Source organism: Terriglobia bacterium (genome assembly GCA_036496425.1).
In the GTDB taxonomy this organism is placed as follows: Bacteria; Acidobacteriota; Terriglobia; order 20CM-2-55-15; family 20CM-2-55-15; genus 20CM-2-55-15.
In genome coordinates this window covers 1-19,260 of the sequence record DASXLG010000133.1, presented here as the reverse complement: position 1 = coordinate 19,260, position 19,260 = coordinate 1, and the positions used below count along the sequence as shown (strand labels likewise).

Annotated in this window: 14 protein-coding genes; 3 read left to right on the top strand and 11 right to left on the bottom strand. The window is 56.5% G+C overall.

Annotated elements, in window-relative coordinates; all coding sequences use genetic code 11:
- Nucleotides 1-118: 118 nt before the first annotated feature.
- The 8 genes from VGK48_09035 to VGK48_09000 all read right to left on the bottom strand — a co-directional run bounded on the left by VGK48_09035 (nt 119) and on the right by VGK48_09000 (nt 14,400).
- The gene (locus VGK48_09035) at nt 119-3,805 is read right to left on the bottom strand and encodes a hypothetical protein (protein ID HEY2381310.1); all 3,687 of its coding nucleotides are present in this window, start codon (nt 3,803-3,805) and stop codon (nt 119-121) included.
- A gap of 20 nt (nt 3,806-3,825) precedes the next feature.
- Complete coding sequence (locus tag VGK48_09030; protein ID HEY2381309.1) at nt 3,826-5,874, bottom strand: BatA domain-containing protein; 2,049 nt, start codon at nt 5,872-5,874, stop codon at nt 3,826-3,828.
- A 1-nt stretch (nt 5,875) separates the two neighbouring features.
- Nucleotides 5,876-6,790, bottom strand: coding sequence for a DUF58 domain-containing protein (locus tag VGK48_09025; protein ID HEY2381308.1), 915 nt, complete (start codon nt 6,788-6,790; stop codon nt 5,876-5,878).
- 91 nt (nt 6,791-6,881) lie between these two features.
- Complete coding sequence (locus VGK48_09020) at nt 6,882-7,907, bottom strand: MoxR family ATPase (GenBank protein ID HEY2381307.1); 1,026 nt, start codon at nt 7,905-7,907, stop codon at nt 6,882-6,884.
- Between the two features lie 2 nt (nt 7,908-7,909).
- Nucleotides 7,910-10,444 carry a tetratricopeptide repeat protein gene (locus VGK48_09015; protein HEY2381306.1) on the bottom strand — a complete coding sequence of 845 codons (2,535 nt, stop codon included), beginning with the start codon at nt 10,442-10,444 and terminating at the stop codon, nt 7,910-7,912.
- The gene (locus VGK48_09010; protein ID HEY2381305.1) at nt 10,441-11,397 is read right to left on the bottom strand and encodes a hypothetical protein; all 957 of its coding nucleotides are present in this window, start codon (nt 11,395-11,397) and stop codon (nt 10,441-10,443) included. Before VGK48_09010 ends, VGK48_09015 begins: the two co-directional genes overlap by 4 nt.
- A complete protein-coding gene (locus VGK48_09005; GenBank protein HEY2381304.1) occupies nt 11,394-13,652 on the bottom strand; it encodes a glutamine amidotransferase in 2,259 nt (752 codons plus the stop codon). The genes VGK48_09010 and VGK48_09005 overlap by 4 nt, the downstream gene beginning before the upstream one ends.
- A gap of 130 nt (nt 13,653-13,782) precedes the next feature.
- Nucleotides 13,783-14,400 (bottom strand): HAD family phosphatase, encoded by a 618-nt coding sequence (locus tag VGK48_09000; protein HEY2381303.1) that lies wholly within the window; start codon nt 14,398-14,400, stop codon nt 13,783-13,785.
- 38 nt (nt 14,401-14,438) lie between these two features.
- Between VGK48_09000 and VGK48_08995 the strand changes: the two genes are divergently transcribed.
- Nucleotides 14,439-14,732, top strand: coding sequence for a Sm ribonucleo-like protein (locus tag VGK48_08995; GenBank protein HEY2381302.1), 294 nt, complete (start codon nt 14,439-14,441; stop codon nt 14,730-14,732).
- Nucleotides 14,733-14,793: 61 nt separating this feature from the next.
- On the opposite strand, the gene VGK48_08990 is transcribed toward VGK48_08995, so the two are convergent.
- Entirely contained in the window at nt 14,794-15,708 is a 915-nt protein-coding gene (locus tag VGK48_08990; protein HEY2381301.1) for a PilX N-terminal domain-containing pilus assembly protein, read from the bottom strand.
- Between the two features lie 130 nt (nt 15,709-15,838).
- Here VGK48_08990 and lexA point away from each other — a divergent pair, with 130 nt between their 5' ends.
- Nucleotides 15,839-16,453, top strand: coding sequence for a transcriptional repressor LexA (gene lexA / locus VGK48_08985; protein HEY2381300.1), 615 nt, complete (start codon nt 15,839-15,841; stop codon nt 16,451-16,453).
- A complete protein-coding gene (locus VGK48_08980) occupies nt 16,450-16,782 on the top strand; it encodes a hypothetical protein (GenBank protein ID HEY2381299.1) in 333 nt (110 codons plus the stop codon). The genes lexA and VGK48_08980 overlap by 4 nt, the downstream gene beginning before the upstream one ends.
- On the opposite strand, the gene VGK48_08975 is transcribed toward VGK48_08980, so the two are convergent.
- Both VGK48_08975 and VGK48_08970 read right to left on the bottom strand, forming a co-directional pair.
- Nucleotides 16,761-17,411, bottom strand: coding sequence for a Smr/MutS family protein (locus VGK48_08975; protein HEY2381298.1), 651 nt, complete (start codon nt 17,409-17,411; stop codon nt 16,761-16,763). The two genes, VGK48_08980 and VGK48_08975, sit on opposite strands and share 22 nt — an antisense overlap.
- 4 nt (nt 17,412-17,415) lie before the next feature.
- Nucleotides 17,416-19,128 carry an NAD+ synthase gene (locus VGK48_08970; protein HEY2381297.1) on the bottom strand — a complete coding sequence of 571 codons (1,713 nt, stop codon included), beginning with the start codon at nt 19,126-19,128 and terminating at the stop codon, nt 17,416-17,418.
- Nucleotides 19,129-19,260: the final 132 nt, after the last annotated feature.

The following is a 19,260-nucleotide window of genomic DNA, read 5'->3' as shown; positions in this document are numbered from 1 at the left end:
CAAAAAGCTGGGGATTATTTGAGATTGCATCAGTCGAAGTTTCTGCATTTCAAATTTGCACTGCAGAAACGTTAGATGATGCAACCTCCAATAATCTCCAGCTTTTTGTGGTTATTTCTTAGTTTTTCGGACTCGACAGCTTCTTGTAGTACTCCTCGACCAGCTTCTGATAGCCCTGAGGAATCTCGTCTTCCTGCAATGAACGGATGTTGTCCTTCGCGAGAAGGATCTGAAGCGCTTTGCTGAGGTCCAGTTCGACTCCCTTGAACGGATCGATCACCTGCTGTTCGAGCTTGTCGACAGCGCGGGGATCGCCGAGCTTGGGATCGTTGATAATTTGCTGGAGGTTGCGCGCAACCTGATCCAGGCCCTGCGAAAGCGGGTTCTTGGGTCCCAGCTGGTTCTGGATATCGCGAATCTCGTTCAGCCGCTGCTGCAGTTCGCGAACGGCCTGCCGGGGATCGAACTGGCCGCCGGCGTACTGGCCGGTGTATGGAGCATTGTTGCCGCCGTACTGACCGCCCTGCGGGTTGCCCTGGGGATTGCCGCCCTGGCGGCCGCCACCCTGAGCTTGACCTTGACCCTGACCCTGGCTGCCTTGGCCTTGGCTGCCTTGGCCTTGGCCTTGCTGCTGACCCTGGCTCCCTTGACCTTGGCCTTGTCCCTGACCTTGCTGCTGAGCCTGGCTCCCCTGACCCTGGCCTTGACCCTGGCCTTGCTGCTGAGCCTGGCTCCCCTGACCTTGGCCTTGTCCTTGACCTTGCTGCTGACTCTGGCTTCCTTGGCCTTGACCCTGGCCTTGCTGTTGTCCTTGACCCGATCTCTGCCCCTGCTGGTTTTGCTGACTCTGCTGCTGCCCCTGGCCCTGTTGCTGCAACTGCTGCAGCCGGCGCTGCATGGATTCGAGGCTTTGAATCGATTCGCTCGTCTGGTTCAGAGCGTTCTGAAGCTTCTTTTCGTCGGAGTTATTGGCTGCGGACGCCGCCTGGCCGACCTGTCTTGCCACGTCGTCGAGACCTTTTTCGATCTGGCGCTCCTGCTGTTCTGCATATTTGAAATAGTTGTTCTGCGGAGTCCCGTTATCGAGGAACTGGCGGGCCTGCTCGATGCGTTCCTGCAGCTGTTCACCTTTGATCGTGTTCGCGGCCGTTCGAGCTTTGTTCGCCGCGTCGCGGTTGTCCGAGTTGTTGCCCAGCGACTCCAGCTCGTTGGTCATCGCTTTCAGATCCTGGGCGACGCCATCTTTCTGCTGGTTGATCGAGTTCGCGCGGCTCCGGGCCTCGCCAGGAGCGCCTGGGTTATCAGCCAACTGCTGGGTTTCATTCGCAATCTTGCTCTGCTCGTCCTTGAGGCGCTTCGCCTGCTCCTGCACCTTGGCGAGACGATCCTCCATCGAGCCGTTCTTGCCCTGGCTCAAAAGCCGCTGTGCCTTCTGCAACTGTTCCTGAGCCTGCTGCGAGGCCTGTTGTTGCTGCCCGGGACTGCCGCCGTTTTGAGCCTGCTGCATATTCTGAGCGGCCTGATTGAGTGCGCGGGCGGCATCGGCCATCTGGCGGTCGTTGTTTTCACGCGAGAGCTTGTCGAGCTGCCGCGCCAGTTTTTCGGTTTCCTTCTGCAGGTCCTGGGCCGACATCTGATCCTGCTGCCCGCCACCGCCGCCGCCGGCCTGCTGTTGCTGCGCCTTCCGCTGCTGGAGTTTCTGCTGGCGTTCCGAAAGCTCCTTCAACTTGCGCAAAGCCTCATCGACTTCGGCAGAATTCTGCTGCTGTTGCTCGCCACGCTGGACCGTTTCGTACTGGTTTTTGTTCTGATCGAGTTCGAGTTCGAAGAGATCGGCGATATCCTGAGCGCTCTGCGCTCCACCGCCGCCCCCTCCACCGCCCTGACTCACTTGAATTTCATTGAACAGGGCCTCGGCACGCATCAGGTTCATCAGCGCCTTTTGTTCAAAGGGCTCGGCGGCATCCGCCTTCTGCGCCTTCAATTGATCGGCGGCCGGCGTCATCTGGTCGATGGCGGCTTTGAGGTCTTCCGCCATCTGCTTGATCATCTTGTCCTGACTCGTCAAGCCGCGGCGATTCATACGTTCCAGAAGGGTATTCGCCTGTTCGGCGTTCTTCAGCTGATTGGCCGCGATAGACTGGACGTCGTCGGCCCACTCTTTGTCCTTATATTTGTCCTTGTTGTTGATCAGCTTGTGGGTCGCGGCAATGATGTCGCGCTGCCGTTTGGACAAAGCTTCGGCGGAATCATCCCCCTGCCCGCCACCACCACCGCCGCCTTGCTGGCCTTGACGGTATTCGCGCCCGAACGGGCGGACGTCGATAAAGTAGACGTCGGTGGAAACCGTGTTTGCCGGCATCTTCGTATCGACCGCTTTTCCGTAGTACGTAATGATGTCGCCCGGCTGGAGCTTGTACTCCTCCAGGAAAAACGTATGGCCGGCGGAGATTTCCTTGGGGCTATCGCCTTTGCTGGCGAACAGATCGACCTTCTGGTCGGGGCCGCCGTTCACCGAGAAGTGCAGTTCCAGCTGGCGCACGCCGAAGTCATCTTCAGCTTTGAGTTCGGTGAACACTTCCTCGACGTTGGTTGCTTTCGTATCGCGTCCGGGTTTGGTGAATTCGATAAGCGGTTTCTGATCGTCTGTGGCTTCCATCGAGCGCTCTTCGAGATCGAGATACTTCGCGCGGCTGGTATTGGTCAGCTCGATCCGGAATGAAGTGTTCCGGTCGACCATAACCTTGCCCATGACGGTGCGCTCTCCCATCGGCTGTAACGGGATGCTCTTTCCGTCGGCAAACACGACGCGGCCGCCGGACAGTGGCTGGCTGCCGGTGACGGTGACGTCCACTTCTGTACCTTTCAGAGCGACGATGTCGGAGCCGTTCTCTTCCTTTTTAACCGCAAGGCCGGTATAGGCCGGATAGTGATAGGCATAATCGACCTTCTCGACGCGGGGCAGATCCGCAACGTCGATGGTGAACTCTTTCGATCGATAGCCGGCGGCGTCGACAAAGTAGTGGACGGGTTCCTGAACATTAAAAAGAAGATGCCGGAACGTCGGCTGATTCTGCGGCGCCGGCTCCATCGTGGAGACTTCCCATTCTGAACCATTCGCATAACGCAGATGAATCTGTGCGCGCGAGGGATCGAAGCCTTGAGCGATGGCCTGGATCGTCACGTCCTGGCCCTTGGGAACGGTCGTATTTCCGGGCGTGACTTTCAGTTCAATCGCATCGACCGCCGGCGGCTTCAAGAGGTTCAACGCCAAAAGCTTTGCGCTGCCGATGGGGAAGAACAGAGACGCCACATAAAGGCTGATGAGCAACGCTACGGCAAAGACGCCCGTCAGCGCGGCAAACGTACTGAACTTCCGCTTGTTGACCTGATCGCCAAACCGGACGTTCTTCGTGCGGTCCAGGACGTCTTTGGTCAAAAGATGAACGAACGTGAGCTGCTCGGGGCGGGCCTTCTTGATGGCATCGACGGCACTGACGAGGCTGTCCTGCAGTCCCGGGTTCTTCTCCTCGATGAAACGCGCGAGCTGCGAGTCGGAGGGCGTACGGCGCAGCGGCATCACCAGCGCCTTCACGATTGTCGCGACGACAACCGCGAGAAGGAACAGGCGCAATGCAGGCACGGTCCATCCGGAAATGCCGGGTGAATCTGCGAGCTTGAGACCGATCAACAGCGAGACAACCGTGACGCCTAAAACCCAGGCCAGACCACGGACCCAGAGGAATGTCTTCCATCTGCTTCTGACGATTGCAATTTTCTGCAACAACTCTTCGTGTGGTGCCATGCTTCGTCTCCCTTTGTCGGTCAGGATGTCCTGTACTTCCTGTTCGCTATGTAAATCTCCGCCATGCCGGCCAATAATGCAAACAATAACAGATACCACCAGCCCATTTGCCGGCGGGCATACTCGTCTTTTTCTTCACTTCCGAAAGCTCCGGCCTGCTGCGATTCCGCCTGAGTCTTCTGGACACTGGCCAGCAGGTCTTCCGGAGGCATGCTGTCCAGGTTCCCTTCGGCCGACGGCGGATTCACCGCGATCAAGCGGGTATCCGGCCCGACGCGGATCTCGTGGAAACCCGGCATCGTCGGCGTGAAGAATTTCGCCTCTCCCGTTTTGATTTCTCCCAGAGCCTGGCGTTCGCCTTTCGGATCGATCACTGCGGCGCTGGCGTTTTCGACGCCGGCTGTAACCGGAATACCTTCACCCAGCTGATACCATCCCTTGCTCTCGTTGTATCGCGAGAGGTAGTAGATGATCTCCTGAAAGAGCGGAAGGAACGATGGCTTCAGTGGAAGATCATTCCACTTGCTGTCCACTGTCGAGTCGAAAACGAGAAGGCCATGGTCATCCTTGCCCGACTCAACGAGGACGGGAGAACCGTCTTCGTATTTCGCGAGGACAGCGGCGCCGGGCTTCGCTTCAACACTCATATAGGCGGTGAACTGCGCCGAGTTCAGTGCAACCCGGGTACTTTTTTCAAACGGCTTGAAAATCGGATGATTGCGGTCGTAAGTCGTCAGCGCAACGAACGGACGCCCGCGGTCATGCGCGACATAAATCCGCTGCACGGGTTTGACCGGCAGCTTGGCGTATCCGGCCCACCAGCCCACTTCGGAGTTTTCGCCGAGAATGACCAGCTGACCCTGGCCGGTTTTGCGGAGGTCGTCCATTTTGTCGCGGACTTTATCCGGCAGCCGCGGCACGTCATTGATGATGACGACTTCGTGCTTCGCCAACTCTTCCGGCGTGATGGGACTGGCGGTTACGGTCGTCACTTCGAACGGCAGTTCCGGGCTCGAGGTAAATGCCTGTTTCAGATAGAGACTTTGTTTGGCCTTGCCGTCGTCCACGACGAGAATATTCAATTTTTCACGCCGCTCGATCGAAAACAGGAAGCTGTTGTCGACCTTCAACGGATCGTCGACATCGACTTTGACCTCGCCCTTCAAAAAGCCGAGGCGCAGATCGAACCCCGTAAACTCGGCAAGAGCCGTCGCATTGGTGGAAACCGTCACCTGTTTGCGCCCGACCTCCTTGCCGTCAAGATTAACGATCACGGGAACAACGATGGGCTTTTCCTTGCTGTAATTGTGAATGCGGGCAATCACGCGGCCGCTGTAGGTGCGTGAAAAACTCGTCGGCTGCTCGACGATGACGCTATCGATTCCGACATTGTTGTAGTCCTTCACGGCGAGATTCACGGTTTCCGTTTTGACGTCGGAGCCGATGACGCTTTCGCGGCTCGTCCGGTTCCAGCCGTTACGCTGGAAGTCGGAAATAATGATGAGCTGCTTTTGATCGCCGCCGAATTCGCCCAGGACACGATCGGCAAGAGTAAAGGCCTCGTAATACCGGGTTCCGCCGAACGATGGCTCGAGCGTATCGACCACCGCCTTGAGCGCGTTCTTGTCCGATGTCGGCCGCGACAGCAATGACGCGCTGTCGTTGAACGAGACAATCGCCATGCGGTCGCTTGTCCGCAAGTCGTCGATACGTTTCTGGGCCTCCGCCTTCAACTTCTTGAAATTGTCTCCGTATTGCATGCTGTACGAGTTGTCCAGCATCAGAACGGTGCCGCGATTCGAGTTCGCGCCGGCGACCGGCTTGGCAGCCTGCGTGATAAAGGGGCGCGCAAATGCGCCAACCAGCAGAGCCAGGATCAGCAGCCGCAGCGCCATCAGCAGGAGGTTCTTCATTTTCTGCTGGCGGATCGACCGCTTCGGCACTTTCAGCAGAAACATCAGCGAGCTGAACGGGATGATCTCCGATTTCTCGCGGCGAACCAAGTGGATGAGCACTGGTATCGCAAGGGCAACCGATCCGAACAACAGGAATGGGTTCAAAAACGACAAATCAAGTACTCCTCGACCTCGACGCCAGGTAGGTGAACAACCCGGCATCCAGCGGTTTGCTGGTATCCATCAGGCAATAATCGATCCGCGTACCGGCCAGCGCCTTGCTGATCTTTTCCATGTGCTCGTTCAAAATGGCCAGATACTGAGTACGCAGATATTCCGGAATGACATGCAGCTTCTTGCGTGTTTCCATGTCCTCGAACTGGGCCATGTCCTCGAACGGAAACGTCAGCTCGAAGTTGTCCATGATATGAAAGACGATGATGTCATTGCCCTTCGCCTTCAGCGCCTTGAGACCGGCGATAATGTTGTCCGGTTCGTCATAGAGGTCCGAGATCAGCACGATGACGCCGCGGCGGGTCAGGTATTCCGCCAGGAACCGCAGCGGCTTGCGAAATTCGGTTTGCTCGCTGGGCTGAACCCTGTCGATCTCCGAAAGGATGGTCAGCAGCTGTCCGCGCCGGCGGCTCGACGGAACATGCGCGCGGACTTCGGTATCGAAAGTCAGCAGACCCACGCCATCGCGTTGATGATGCGCGAAATAGGTCAACGAGGCGGCCAGTATCCGGGCGTAATCGATTTTCTTGACCTCGCCGGATCCGTAGTTCATGGAACCGCTGATGTCCAACAAGACCAGAACACGGGTGTTCGTCTCACCTTCAAACAGCTTGACGTAAAGGCGGTCCGACCGTGCATAAACATTCCAGTCGATGCGCCGGATCTCATCTCCCGGCATGTACTCGCGATAGGCGGCAAAGTCCACGCTGAACCCCATGTATGGGGAACGGTGCAAGCCTTGGACAAAACCCTCGACCACGGTCCGGGCGACCAGTTCAAGGTTCTGAATCTTGATCAGAACCTTCGGATCGATGAACCGGGTTGCCGGCATTCTGTCTGCAACGGGCGTACTCATTTAATTTCCTGGCTGCGCGCTATCGCGCTTGCATTATTTCCGGCTGCGGCCTGTCGGCCTTGTGCTTCGCGCGCTCCGCTCATTTAATCCCTTAGTCCTTCAACCCCGATTTCGGCAGCGGCACGACTTCCAGAAGGCGCTTGATGATGTCTTCGGACTTGATGCCTTCGGATTCGGCGTGGAAGTTCGTCAGAATGCGATGGCGGAACACCGGATACGCCAGTGTCTGGATGTCTTCGACGGCGACGTTGTAGCGTCCGTGAACAAGCGCCCTGGCTTTGGCGCCCAGAATCAGGAACTGCGAGGCGCGGAGGCTGGCGCCGTAATTGACGTATTGCTTCACGAAATCCGGCGGATTCGCGCCGCTCGGCCTGCTGGTGCGGGCGAGTTGTACGGCGTAGCGCATGACTTCTTCGGCGACGGGCATCTTCCGGACAAGGCGCTGGAATTCGAGGATTTCCTGGCCGCCAATGGTTTTTTCGAATGCGACCTGGCGGAGACTGGTGGTCTGGTTGACGACCTGAATTTCTTCATCCTCCGAAAGGTAACCAATGACGATGTTGAACATGAAGCGGTCGAGCTGAGCTTCAGGCAGCGGGTAGGTACCTTCCAGTTCGATCGGGTTCTGGGTCGCAAGCACGTAAAACGGCTTTTCCAGGATGTAGGTATTGCCTTCGATCGAGACCGATCCTTCCTGCATCGCCTCAAGCAGAGCGGATTGGGTTTTGGGCGGCGTGCGGTTGATTTCGTCGGCGAGAATGATGTTCGCAAAGATCGGTCCTTTGACGAATACCCGCGACCGTTTGCCCGTGGCCCGGTCCTCTTCAATGATTTCGGTTCCCGTGATATCGGCCGGCATCAGGTCGGGAGTGAACTGGATGCGCTTGAAATCCAGATGAAGCACCTGGGCCACAGTCGCAATCAGCAGCGTCTTGGCAAGGCCCGGGACGCCGGTGATGATCGAGTGGCCGCCGGTCAGCATCGAGATCATCACCTGATCGACGACTTCTTTCTGGCCGACGATAATTTTCCGGATTTCGAAGTCGATCTTTTTCAGTTCCGCATGAAACCGCTCGACTGTTTCGAGTTCTTTCTTTTGTTCAACGCTGAGTTCCACAATTACCTCACTTTTAATAACAATTCGAGAGCAGGCTCGTATGACGGCGCGATCTCGAGAGCTTTCATGACATTGGCCTTGGCCGATGGACGGTCGCCTTTGCCAAAGTCCGATTCCCCCAACTTCGTATACGTTCCTGCTTTATCGGGCGCGTTCAATGCAATCAGCGCTTCAAACTCACGAACGGCTGGACCGTATTGCTTCTGAGTCAATAAAAGATCGCCAAACTTCTGATGTTCTTCCAGATCCATCGGGCGAATGTAGAGCGCGCCTTCAAATGCCTGTCGCGCTCCGGCCATATCACCCGATTCCATCAGCAGGCCGGCGAGTTTCATGTTTCCTTTAAATGCCGTATCTGAATATCCGACGTACTTTTTCAGGATATCGATGGCAGCTTTCTTGTCGCCTTTTTTCAAATACTCCTCGGCGAGCGGCTCATAGGCATTGTGATCTTCGGTGTACTCGGGATACATCTGAACGGTTTTATTCAGGATTTCAATGGCCTTGTCCGTATCCCCCTTGACCACCGCTTCCTGGCCCGAATTCATCAGGTCGGTGAAGGTTTTGACGTCGATGTCCTTCACCTTGCCGTCGACCCATGCAAAGAACCCGGTATCAAACTCGGGAAGCGCCACGCCCAGCGCGCCCTGAAATGCGTCGGGAGTGGTTTTGCCGTCCTTATAAAGGAGGAGCAGTTTCTTGATGGCCGGGAAGCCGTACTTTTCTTCGATGTAATCGCAGATGATCGAGGCTTCGTAGTATGAAACGAAAACCTGCTGCGGATAGGTCGGATGCAGGAAGCCGTCGTTCATTTCTTCGACCGGCAAAAGCTTTTTTGCCTTGATCGCCTGAAGATAATCGAACTTCATGCGGTCGCCCCAGCCGGGGAAACCTTTGCGCTCCTCATACACCGACAGCCCTTCGGACAGCCACTTGGGGACCTTGTGGTCGGTCATCTCGAGCGTGATGACATGGGTGAATTCGTGCCACAGGGTACTACCCCAGTTAAATGTGTCGGGCTTCCGCGCGGTCGGCGAATCCATAATGAAAAGCCGGCCGAAGGAAACGCCGAGAGCGTCGAAGCCGGTCTCCCCGAATGTCCGGACCTCGAAGTCATTGTGGTCGTGATACATCTCGAAATTGACGGGAACTGCCGGCTTGTAGCCGTACTTTTCGCTCAACGTATCGTAGGCCCGTTCCAGGAGATCCGAGACATAGGGTCTCAGCGCTGCGACTTCGCTTTCGTAAAGCTTCACTCTGAAATGAGGCGTATCGAACTTCGTGAAATGGTGGTCAAGCTTATCCAGAACATCGAGGGTGTTGTATACGGACGTGATGAAGGAGTCGCCCTTGAACGCCTGATCGAGCGCTTGGCGCCCGGATTCTTCCTGACCGATGCGAACCAGATTGATGCCGAGAGTGCCCATCGCATCCCAATCCTGAGGATTGAGCTTCAAGGCTTCACGCGCAAAATCGACGGTTTCCTTATAGAGCCGCAGGTGCTCGCAGCTTAAAGCAAGCAGATCGTAAAGTTTGCTGTAGTGCGCATTCGTGTCCAGCACCTGCTTCACGTACATATTGAAGTCGGCAGTATTGTTCTGGAAGAACGCGATGGACGCCAGCAGACTCAAGGCCTCCGCCGACTTCGGATTGACCGCGAGCACTTTCCCGATCTCTTGCTTGGCTTTGTCGTATTTCTCAGTGTCGATCTGCTGTTGGGCGATGAGAAGATGCCCGCCGATCAGGTTCGGATTTGTCGTCATCGCGGTTTCAAGCTCGGCGCTGGCCTTGTCGGGCGCGGTGCTGGCGAGCGTCTTCGCGAGGCCGAGGTGTGCCTCGGGCATATTCGGGTCGATCTTCAGCGCGTCCCGATAGCTCGCGATCGCTTCCGGCTCGTTGTACTTCTCGGCCAGCAGATCGCCCCAGGCGACAAACGCTTCCGCATTGCGGGGATCTGACTTTGTGATGATCCCGAGCAGATCGTTCGCATCGTGAAAGTTGTTACTGCCGCCGAGCCCCCACATCGCACGAACGACCGGCAGCTCGTCGCTCGTCGCACGGATGATCCCGTTCGCGAAGTTGTCATACAGCTTCTTGTACAGAGCGAAGGCCTCGTCGTGCTTCCCGCTCTCATCGAGTACCGCAGCCTTCTCATACTGCGCAGCGACGCCGACGTTCGAAAAATTCAAAATCGGATCCAGATGAGTGAGAGCCTGGTCGTAGTTGCCGGCCAGCCGGTTGGCCCGCGCCGCGGCAAGCTGGACAGGACCCGCATTCGGATTGGACCTGGCCCAGACGTCGAACTTTTCCCGCGCCTTGGTGTAATCGCCGGTGCGGATCCAGGAGTAATAAAGACTCTCGACGACGACGGGATCGAAATTGCCGCTCGCCACCATCGGTTCGAGCTCGGCCGCGGCATCCTTGTACATACCTGTCCGCGCGAGTTCGACCGGCCCCTTCTTTTCCGATTGCCAGAGCGCTCCGCAACTCAACAGAAGGAACGGCAGAAGAACCAGAGAAAGAAGGGACTTTCTCACTTCTTGGCCTCCTGCTGCTTGATGTCCTGGTTCTTGAGCGCCAGCTGGACCAGCAGATCTTCCATCTGCTTGTCGAAGTCGGCGGCTGGCACGGAGTTTTTGTCGATGCGGAGCTGATCGATCTTCTGCTCGATCTCCTTCCGCTCATTCAACAGGGCCTGCATCTTCGGATCGCTCGACACGAGCGGACGATCCACAACGAAGCTTGTCGACCGCGCGAGCATAGGCGGCTCTTTGGCCTTCGCGTCGGTCTTTTCGGTTCCGTTGTCGTCGATCTGTGGATGTTCGGTGGACAGGCGGCCTTCATCCTTATAGAAACGATCCGTACCGTTGACCGCGTATTTGAATGCTTCCCAGACGGAGACTTTCTGGTCCTTGTCTTCATCGGCGGCGGTGCCCTGAAGCGCTTCGAGGAAGTAATCGTAGAAAACGATATCGTTCTCTTCCTGGCCGCTCCGGGTAGCCGTGACCACGACGCGGTTCTTGCCGGCAAACTTCTCAAGCGCAGCGCCGCTCGACGGCGTCGCCGCAACGATCACAGTCCGGCCGACATTGAGAGTCGCGAGCAGCTTGTTGTAATCGTCGGCGGTATAATCCGGCCCGAAGATATTGAACTTGTAGACGCCGTCTTCGGCGCTGCCATGACCGATCATGAACAGGAAGAAGCTGTCCCCGGGCTTGAGCTGCTGCTTCAGTGTGACGAACGCCTTCTGAATCTCGGCCTGCGCTGTCTGCTTATCGACGAGGACGATGACGCGGTTTTGAGAGAAGCCGAACTTGTCGATCAGTGCTTTCTGGGTCCCCACCGTCCACTTGGCAAACTTCGCTTCGTGTTCCGGACTGCCCGCGACACCCTGGAGAATCAGAGCGCTCGACTCGGCGAAGGCAGCTGCCGGCAATGCAATGAGAAGCAGCAGCAGCAGAGCGCAGACAGACAGAACTCTATGCCTCATGCGAGTCCTTTTCTCTTTCTCCAGAACCACTCGGCGCCGAGGCTGAGACAAAGAAGCATGAAGAGGATCGGCACATCCCACAATTCTTTTTGTTCGATGAAAGACGACTGACCGTCGAAGTACTGAGCATCGTCCGGAATGTCGCCCATTTTGGAAAGAGGGTAATACTTGCCGCCGGTCGATGTTGCGACGGATTGAAGAAGCCGTGTGTCGAGAGCGGGGTTATAGAATTCCACGGGCCGGTCCTGAACCTGGAAGGCGGAGTGGTTACTGCCGAGATTCTCGGATCCTTGAGCGGCTTCAACGTCGATGGAGTACACGCCGGCGCCCGTCGCGTTGAACTCCGCCTGATAAGTTCCTTCCGCCGCTCCATTCCAATCGAGCGGAATGGTCTGGGAAAGTCCGTCCGGATTGGTGACTTTGGCAACGACCTTCGCATTGTTCATGCGCTCGAAATTCTTGTTCGAAATGTCGGCGCTCAGGCGGACAGTCTCGCCGGGGAGATAGGTGTCTTTGTCCGACGTGATCATCACCGGGTCCGGAGAGTTGCTGACCAGCCAGCGCAGAGTCTGCTTCCAGAACATCTCGTGCGTCTGATCCTTGGAATCCATCCCCATTTGCCAATGCCAGGTGCTGCCTGTCGTCAGAGCCATGGTGCGGCCGCGGCCGTAGCGCTGATACGCCAGAAGAATCGGGTCCGCGCCGCCCTTCTGCGCGGCTTGTCCCCGGGCCAGCACGATTCCGCCGACTTTGGCATCCAAAGTCTTGTTGTAATCATTGACCGGCGGCAGGTCCGCCCAGTCTTTAACGACGTTCCCATTGGCGTCGGGCGATAACCTCATGAGCGGATTCGTTCGTCCGTAATCGGTAACGACCATCTTCACCGGGCCGACCACAGGCGTACGGTCGCCGGCGGCCAGCTGGACGGGCAGGATGTCCGCAATCGGACTGTTCTCATAATGTCCACCCGAGTAGGAGTTGCGGCCACCCAGCATCATGAAGCCGCCGCCGCGGTTGCTGACGAAATCAACCACCATTTTCAGCTGTTCCTGGCTGAAGAAGGTCGATTCGATACTGCCGAAGATCAGGCCTTTGTATGCGAACAGTTCTTCCTTCTTCTTGGGAAAACCCTCGGCGAGCGTTTCTTCTTTGTCGAGGCCCTGGCGGTAGAACTTGTTCTGCGATGACCGCAACAACGTCACCAGACGGATATTCGGATCGTCCTGCAGCGCGCGGCGGATGTATCGGAATTCCCAGCGCGGCTCCCCTTCGATGTAAAGGATCTGAGGATGATCGTTCTTGATTTCCACCAGCGCATTGAGCGTGTTGTTTTCCGGAATGCGGTCGTCGGGTTCCTCGAGCGAGAACGAGAAAAGGCGGACGCCTTCGTTTTTCACAGGCAGATCGATGGTCGCTTCCGAAATCTCACCGTCCGGAGGCAGCGTGACCTGCTGTGTCTTGAGCAGAACGCCGTTCTCACGAACATACATGGTGGCCTTGCGCCCGGAGAAGCCGTGGCTTCGATACGACACGTCCACCGCTGCGGAGGATTCCTTGAGTGTGGATCGGGGCGCCGACACTTTCACGATTTCCGCGTCGCGCGTAATGTTCTCCGAACCGACACCGACGGTGTAGAACGGGATATGCCTGGATTCGAGTTTGGACAGCGATTCGGTCCACTGTTTCGAAGCATTGTCCCCGCCGTCCGTAATCAGAACGACACCGGATAGGGGAACCGTCCCCAGTTCCTGCTGTAAAAGATCGGTAGCCGATTCGAGCCGGGTCCGCTTACCGGAGAAGTTCACTTGATCGGGACGATCGATGCGCTCTGCCGTCGCATCGAATCGATAGACCCGGGTCTTGAATTTGTCGTTCAACCGCTTCATGAAGTTTGTCGTCTCGAGTTGCTTCTGCAACTCTTCCGACCGGGCAACCTTGCCGTCGTCCTTGATCTTCATGCTTTCCGAATTGTCGATCACGACAGCCAGGTAGCTCTCTTGCGGCAGAACCGTGGAGATATTCAGGACCGGCCGCAGGAAAATGAAAGCCAGGACCGTGAAGGTGAACGCTCTGAGCGCAACGGGGCCGATGGAGTACTTATCCTGCGCCACAGCCCGGTATGCGAACCAGGCGCCTGCAGCGGCCGCGACGATGAAGAAAAGAAACAGCCAACGGGAACCCAGCAGTTGAAATGCGAGATGCCCCTTTTCGTAAATGATGGGTTTGTATTTGAAGAAAAACTCAAAAATGCTCATTAACTCGAGGTTAGACGTTCCTTAGCGGGACATCTGGCCGACCTTTTTGCCTCTTAAATTCAGTTTTGGAACGGCAAGCGGTCCCATTCTACTTGGAAATCAGACAAAACTTCCAGACGTTAAAAAGGTTTTACGTATGCGCCATCTCGACGTCCGCGGCCTGCAACGCTGCGATCAGCAGAGCCTCGGTCTTGAACTGGTGCGCGTGGATGCCCAGTTCCCGCGCCGCCAGGATGTTCTCTTCCCGGTCGTCCGTGAAAAAAAGAGCCTCCGGACGGCACCCTGAAACACGGATAGCCTGTTCGAAGATCTTGCGATCGGGCTTCAGAGAACCAACCTCATACGACAAAATGTGCTGCTCGAAATAGTCGACGGCAGGATAGTGAGTGCGGACGAATTCGAAGTGCGCCTCATTCGTATTGGAAACCAGAATGAGGGGATATCTGCTTTTCAGAGTAGCCAGGAGCTTTTCGGAGACCAGCAAACCGGGCAGAAATACCGACGACCAGACATTGCAAAAGCCCTGAAGATCCATTTCGAGGGCTGCGGTCTCACGCAGGTAAGTGTGGAATTCGGCGGTGGAGATCTCGCCCCTTTCGTAGCGCTGGATCCAGGTTTCATCCCATAAAACTTCCTCAAACCGGCCGCGGGAAATCGAGCAGGCACCATGCAGAGCCTGAACGCCTGTCTCGAAGTTGAAGTCGATCAAGACCTTACCCAGATCGAACAAAAGTGCCTCAATCTTCACTCTTGAATCTTAACATCGAAAACTGAATACTGCGGGGCATGGCAATACGTACACCCCATGAATACACCAGCCGGCGCGACCGGCGGCAAGCGGCTCCGGAGCAGACTTACCGCGAGGCCGAATACATCGATCGGCTCTCGAAAAGCCGCACATCCGTCGTCGTGAAGCTGATCGACGGCGAGGAGGTGCGGGGCTGGATCGAGTACTACGATAAAGACATCATCCGGATCACTCGCGACACGCAGCCGAACCTCTTCATTTACAAGAACCGCGTCAAGTATCTCTTCGAAGATCCCGCAGCAAACGGCAGAGCTCGCGAAGCCAAGGCATAAGCAGAAACCACAAAAGGCACAAGATGCGCATGTGCCTTTTGTGCTTCTCGTGGCTCCCTCTTCATCTTTCCTGAATCGCGATCGGAGTGTAGGGAAACGGTTGATTCGCCAGCCTGATCTGTCCTGCGTCGGTCACGTTATACACCCCTCCGTTGAACAAACCACCATTGACCGTTCCGGTAAATCCGTTCCAATGCACGTTACCCGTCCCAATCACCAGAATAAGACCGTTCCAGGTGAAGTTGCCGGCGACGTTCAAGTCGCCCTGACAAAGCAGAATTCCGTAACCCGTGCCGGGCCCCAGGGTTGTGTTTCCGTTCACGACTGCAATCTTATATTGGGCGGCGCTGCCGTAGTCGGTGATCGACGTTGTGGAATAGAGGTCCGTCGCATGCCTGGTGATGCCGGCCGCGAAGCTCTGCAGGCCGGCAGCCGATTGCATCCGGGAATCGTTCGCATTGTCCGGAAAGCCGCCCTTCTGCACCGTCGTTTCGATCACTTTGTGCAGTCCCCAGTTCGAGGCGGTGCTGATGAGTGTGAGCGTTTGATTGGTGTCGAATGTTGAAGCTGTACCGTCCGCGTTATCGTTACGCAGCCAGACGTAGTAATAGCCGGTAATCTCTCCGGAGCTGTTCAGAAGCGGCTGGCCGCTGGATCGCATGGATGGATCGGACGGAATCAGCGGCAGATCGTCGCTCGCCAGCAACGTGGCGAGGTCGGTCGCAGTTGACAGTTGATGATCCGGGCCCGCGGCCGCAGCCAGCAGTTGAGAAGCCGAAAGATTCGAGGTCCGCAACAGCTGGCGAGCGTTATCGATTCCCGCCTCGGCGATATAGAGATTTTCAGTCGAAGTTTTGTAGTTGTCGCTGATCCAGATGTCGATGGTCGACGTCGTCAGAAGAGCACTGCCGAGAATCGTGAGGAACGAAAGCACCAGCAACGCCAGGATCAAAGCGACGCCTCGCTCGCGTTCCAAGGCGCCCTCCTGAACGCACACTAAGATGGTGTCACTTTGCGAGCAAGGGCTTTGCACAAAAGCTCTGTTCAAGTTGGCTTGCTTAGACGCATGTTGACATACCGTACATATGTACGGTATAAACTCCGGCATGCTGACAGACAAACAGCAGGCAATTCTGGATTTCATCGATAACCATTTGAAAGATAACGGCTATCCACCGTCGATCCGGGAAATTGCGCGGCACTTCGAGATTTATCCTGGGACGGTCCAGGATCATCTTTCGGCGCTGGAACGGAAGGGCTTCCTCCAAAAAAAGCGATATCAATCGCGTTCGCTCTCCGTTCCAGCGTCCTCGCGCCAGCAATCCGCAGAAGGCCTGACGGTTCCAGTGTTGGGACGGGTTGCTGCCGGACCGCCTTTGCTGGCACAGGAAAACATCGAAGACATAATCCAACTCCCAAAAGACTGGGCTCCAGCGGGCGCCTTCCTGCTGAAGGTTCAGGGCAACAGCATGGAAGGCGCTCATATTTTGGATGGGGATTATGTTCTTGTGCATCCTCAGGACACTGCGTTGAATGGTGAGATTGTTGTCGCTCTCATCGGTGAAGAGGCGACTGTCAAACGGTTCTACATGACGGGCGACCGGATATCCCTGAAAGCCGAAAACCCTGCATATCGTCCCATCGAAATCGAAAGGAGCGAGGCGGCAACGTTCAAAGTCATCGGCAAGGTGATGGGCGTGCTTCGCGTGATGAAGAAATGATCGCAACAGCAGTACAAACGGGCCAGTTGATTGTGTATGTCTGTGATGACGAGATCGACGAGGCCGCAGTGGCGTCGTTGAAACATTCTCATCCCAACGCCATTGTCCTGGCGGATTTACTTGAACCTTTATACGACGCGTCCATCCAGACACGCGAGGCCGCGCATATGCTCGGGCGCATTAAGACCGAACTGGAGTCGATGGTGCAGCAGGGTGCGCGAGTTGTTGTGGTGTGCCGCCGCCGCAATAACGATCTTGGAACGCGCTCGCACTTTCTGTCGTCTTTATGCGCGCCTGCGGATCGCGTTCACTTCCTCAAAAGCACATAGACGGCACCGCCGCCGCCATCGCAGCGGCGGGCGGAAGTGTAAGCGACGACGCGGCGGCTCATCCGCCGGGTGCAAAGCCAGCGCTGAATATTCTCCTTCAGGACCGGCTGGTCTTTTTCGGAATGCCGGCCGCGGCCATGGATCACCCGGACGCAGGTGAATCCTCTGCGGACCGCTTCGAACAGAAATTCTTCGAGAACAAACCGCGCTTCCTGCTGATTCAAGCCATGGAGGTCCAGGTGCGCCTGGACGGAGAACCGGCCCGAACGTAGATCGTGCAAGTAGAGGCGGCCTTGTGGCTGGACGGACCCTTCGATGTATTCACCGGAGTTCTCGAAATCGTCGTTGCCGCTCCGCAAAAACTGCTCGAGCACCCATAACGCTTCCTTCTCCTCGTCCTGCCCCTGGATTTCAACCGGCGGTCTGGCGTGAAGCGGCACCGCGCTCCAGCCAAGCGACTTGACGTCCTTCATCGCAAATTCGAACAGTTCCGAATCCGACATTCCAGCGGGCATATCGGACGGGAAATCGCGCAGCTCTTCTTCAACCGTCAGGCGTGCCGGCTCCGCCGACAGATGGATTCGGCCCTCTTTCACCCATTGCTCGAGAATCGCAAACGGCTTATCCATTGTGTTATCTGAACCTGTTGGTGATCGGCATTCGCCGGTCGCGCCCGAACGCGCGCCGCGTGATTTTGACTCCGGGCGCGGCCTGACGGCGTTTGTATTCATTGGTATCCACCATGCGAATCACGCGGTGCACCAACTGTTCCTCGAAACCCATATCGATCATTTCCGAGAAACTGCGATCGTCTTCGACGTATGCCTTCAGAATCGGATCGAGCACCTCGTACGGCGGCAAACTGTCGGTGTCGAGCTGGTCCGGCCGCAATTCCGCGGAGGGTGGCTTATCGATAGTAGCCCTTGGGATGCGGCCGCAATATTCGGCCAATCGATACACCGTGGTCTTCATCACGTCCTTCAACAGCGCGAAACCGCCCGCCATATCCCCATAAAGAGTGCAATAGCCTGTACTGATCTCGCTTTTGTTACCGGTGCTCAACACCAGCCAGCCGAACTTGTTGGACAATGCCATCAAATAAGTGCCACGGATTCTGGCCTGAATATTCTCTTCGGTGACGTCCGGCTTCGCTCCTTTAAATCCTGCTTTCAGTGCAGTCGTGAAGGAGTGCAAAACGTCGCTGATCGGAATCGTCAGAAGCTCGATGCCGAGATTCTTTCCGAGCTGCTCGGCATCCTCAATGCTTCCGCGCGATGAGAACTCCGAGGGCATCAGCACACCAACGACATTGGCGCTTCCAAGGGCATCGACGGCGACGCATGCGGTCAATGCAGAGTCGATGCCGCCACTCAGGCCGAGCACCACTTTCTTAAAGCCATTTTTGATGACGTAATCGCGTGTGCCGACAACGAGTGCGCGATAAATTTCAGCGTCTTCAGAAAGCGGTTCCGGTTGTGGCGCAGGCGGCATTGGACCGTGTTTGGTCGATCGCGCCGCCAGGGAGAACACTTCCGGCGGCTTCGGCACACTGAATTTCTGCTGGCGTCTTCGGGGATCGTGAAGGCGCTTTCGAAAAACAGATTCAACATCGAGGTCGACGAGAATCAAGTCTTCCTCGAACTGCCTGCCGCGGGCGATCAGATCGCCGTTTTCGTCAAAAACCAGGCTGTCGCCGTCGAAAACCAGTTCGTCCTGCCCGCCGACCAGATTGTTGTAGGCAACAATGACGGTATTGTCCGATGCGCGGGTCGCCAGCATCCGTTCGCGCCATCGGCGCTTCCCGGCGTCATAGGGAGACGACGAAATATTGATAATGACTTCCGCTCCTCCCGAAATTGCCTGTTGAAAGACCGGGCCGTCGGGATACCAGATGTCCTCGCAAATACTCACGCCGATCGTCACGCGTCCCAACTGCAGTACAGGGCAGCCGTTGCCCGGCTGAAAGTAACGGAAATCGTCGAACACTCCGTAATTCGGCAGGTAAATCTTGTGGTAGGTGGTAACGAGCTGCCCGTTCTGCGCAATCGCAGCGGCATTGAAAATGTCGTCCCGGCGATCGACGAAGCCGATGATGGCCGCAATATCTCGTGTTCGGCCGACGACTTTATCCAACGCAGCGAGGTTGGCGTCGATGAACTGCGGCTTCAGCAAAAGATCTTCGGGCGGATAACCCGTCAATGCCAGCTCGGGAAACGTCACGATGTCCGCGTCGGCGGCGCGCGCCCGATCGATCCATTCCAGACATTTTTGCGCGTTTCCGTCGATATCACCGACCACGACGTTAATTTGTGCCATCGCCAAACGCAATTGAGACGGGTGTTTCATGAGAGTGCTGCGCTGAAAACTAATGCCACAGCTATCGTAACAAAACGTTAAAGACTCAAGCCAGAAATGACGGCGGTTTGAGCGGCATGATCGGCTGAAACCCAGTGCCGGCGATGGTTCTACGTCTATTTA

What these genes read in the sequence shown, in the direction of transcription:
- VGK48_09035 (HEY2381310.1), bottom strand. Translation starts at nt 3,805, where the DNA reads ATGGCACCACACGAAGAGTTGTTGCAGAAAATTGCAATCGTCAGAAGC.
- VGK48_09025 (HEY2381308.1), bottom strand. Translation starts at nt 6,790, where the DNA reads ATGAGTACGCCCGTTGCAGACAGAATGCCGGCAACCCGGTTCATCGAT.
- VGK48_09010 (HEY2381305.1), bottom strand. Translation starts at nt 11,397, where the DNA reads ATGAGGCATAGAGTTCTGTCTGTCTGCGCTCTGCTGCTGCTGCTTCTC.
- VGK48_09005 (HEY2381304.1), bottom strand. Translation starts at nt 13,652, where the DNA reads ATGAGCATTTTTGAGTTTTTCTTCAAATACAAACCCATCATTTACGAA.
- VGK48_08995 (HEY2381302.1), top strand. Translation starts at nt 14,439, where the DNA reads ATGGCAATACGTACACCCCATGAATACACCAGCCGGCGCGACCGGCGG.
- lexA (HEY2381300.1), top strand. Translation starts at nt 15,839, where the DNA reads ATGCTGACAGACAAACAGCAGGCAATTCTGGATTTCATCGATAACCAT.
- VGK48_08980 (HEY2381299.1), top strand. Translation starts at nt 16,450, where the DNA reads ATGATCGCAACAGCAGTACAAACGGGCCAGTTGATTGTGTATGTCTGT.
- VGK48_08975 (HEY2381298.1), bottom strand. Translation starts at nt 17,411, where the DNA reads ATGGATAAGCCGTTTGCGATTCTCGAGCAATGGGTGAAAGAGGGCCGA.
- VGK48_08970 (HEY2381297.1), bottom strand. Translation starts at nt 19,128, where the DNA reads ATGAAACACCCGTCTCAATTGCGTTTGGCGATGGCACAAATTAACGTC.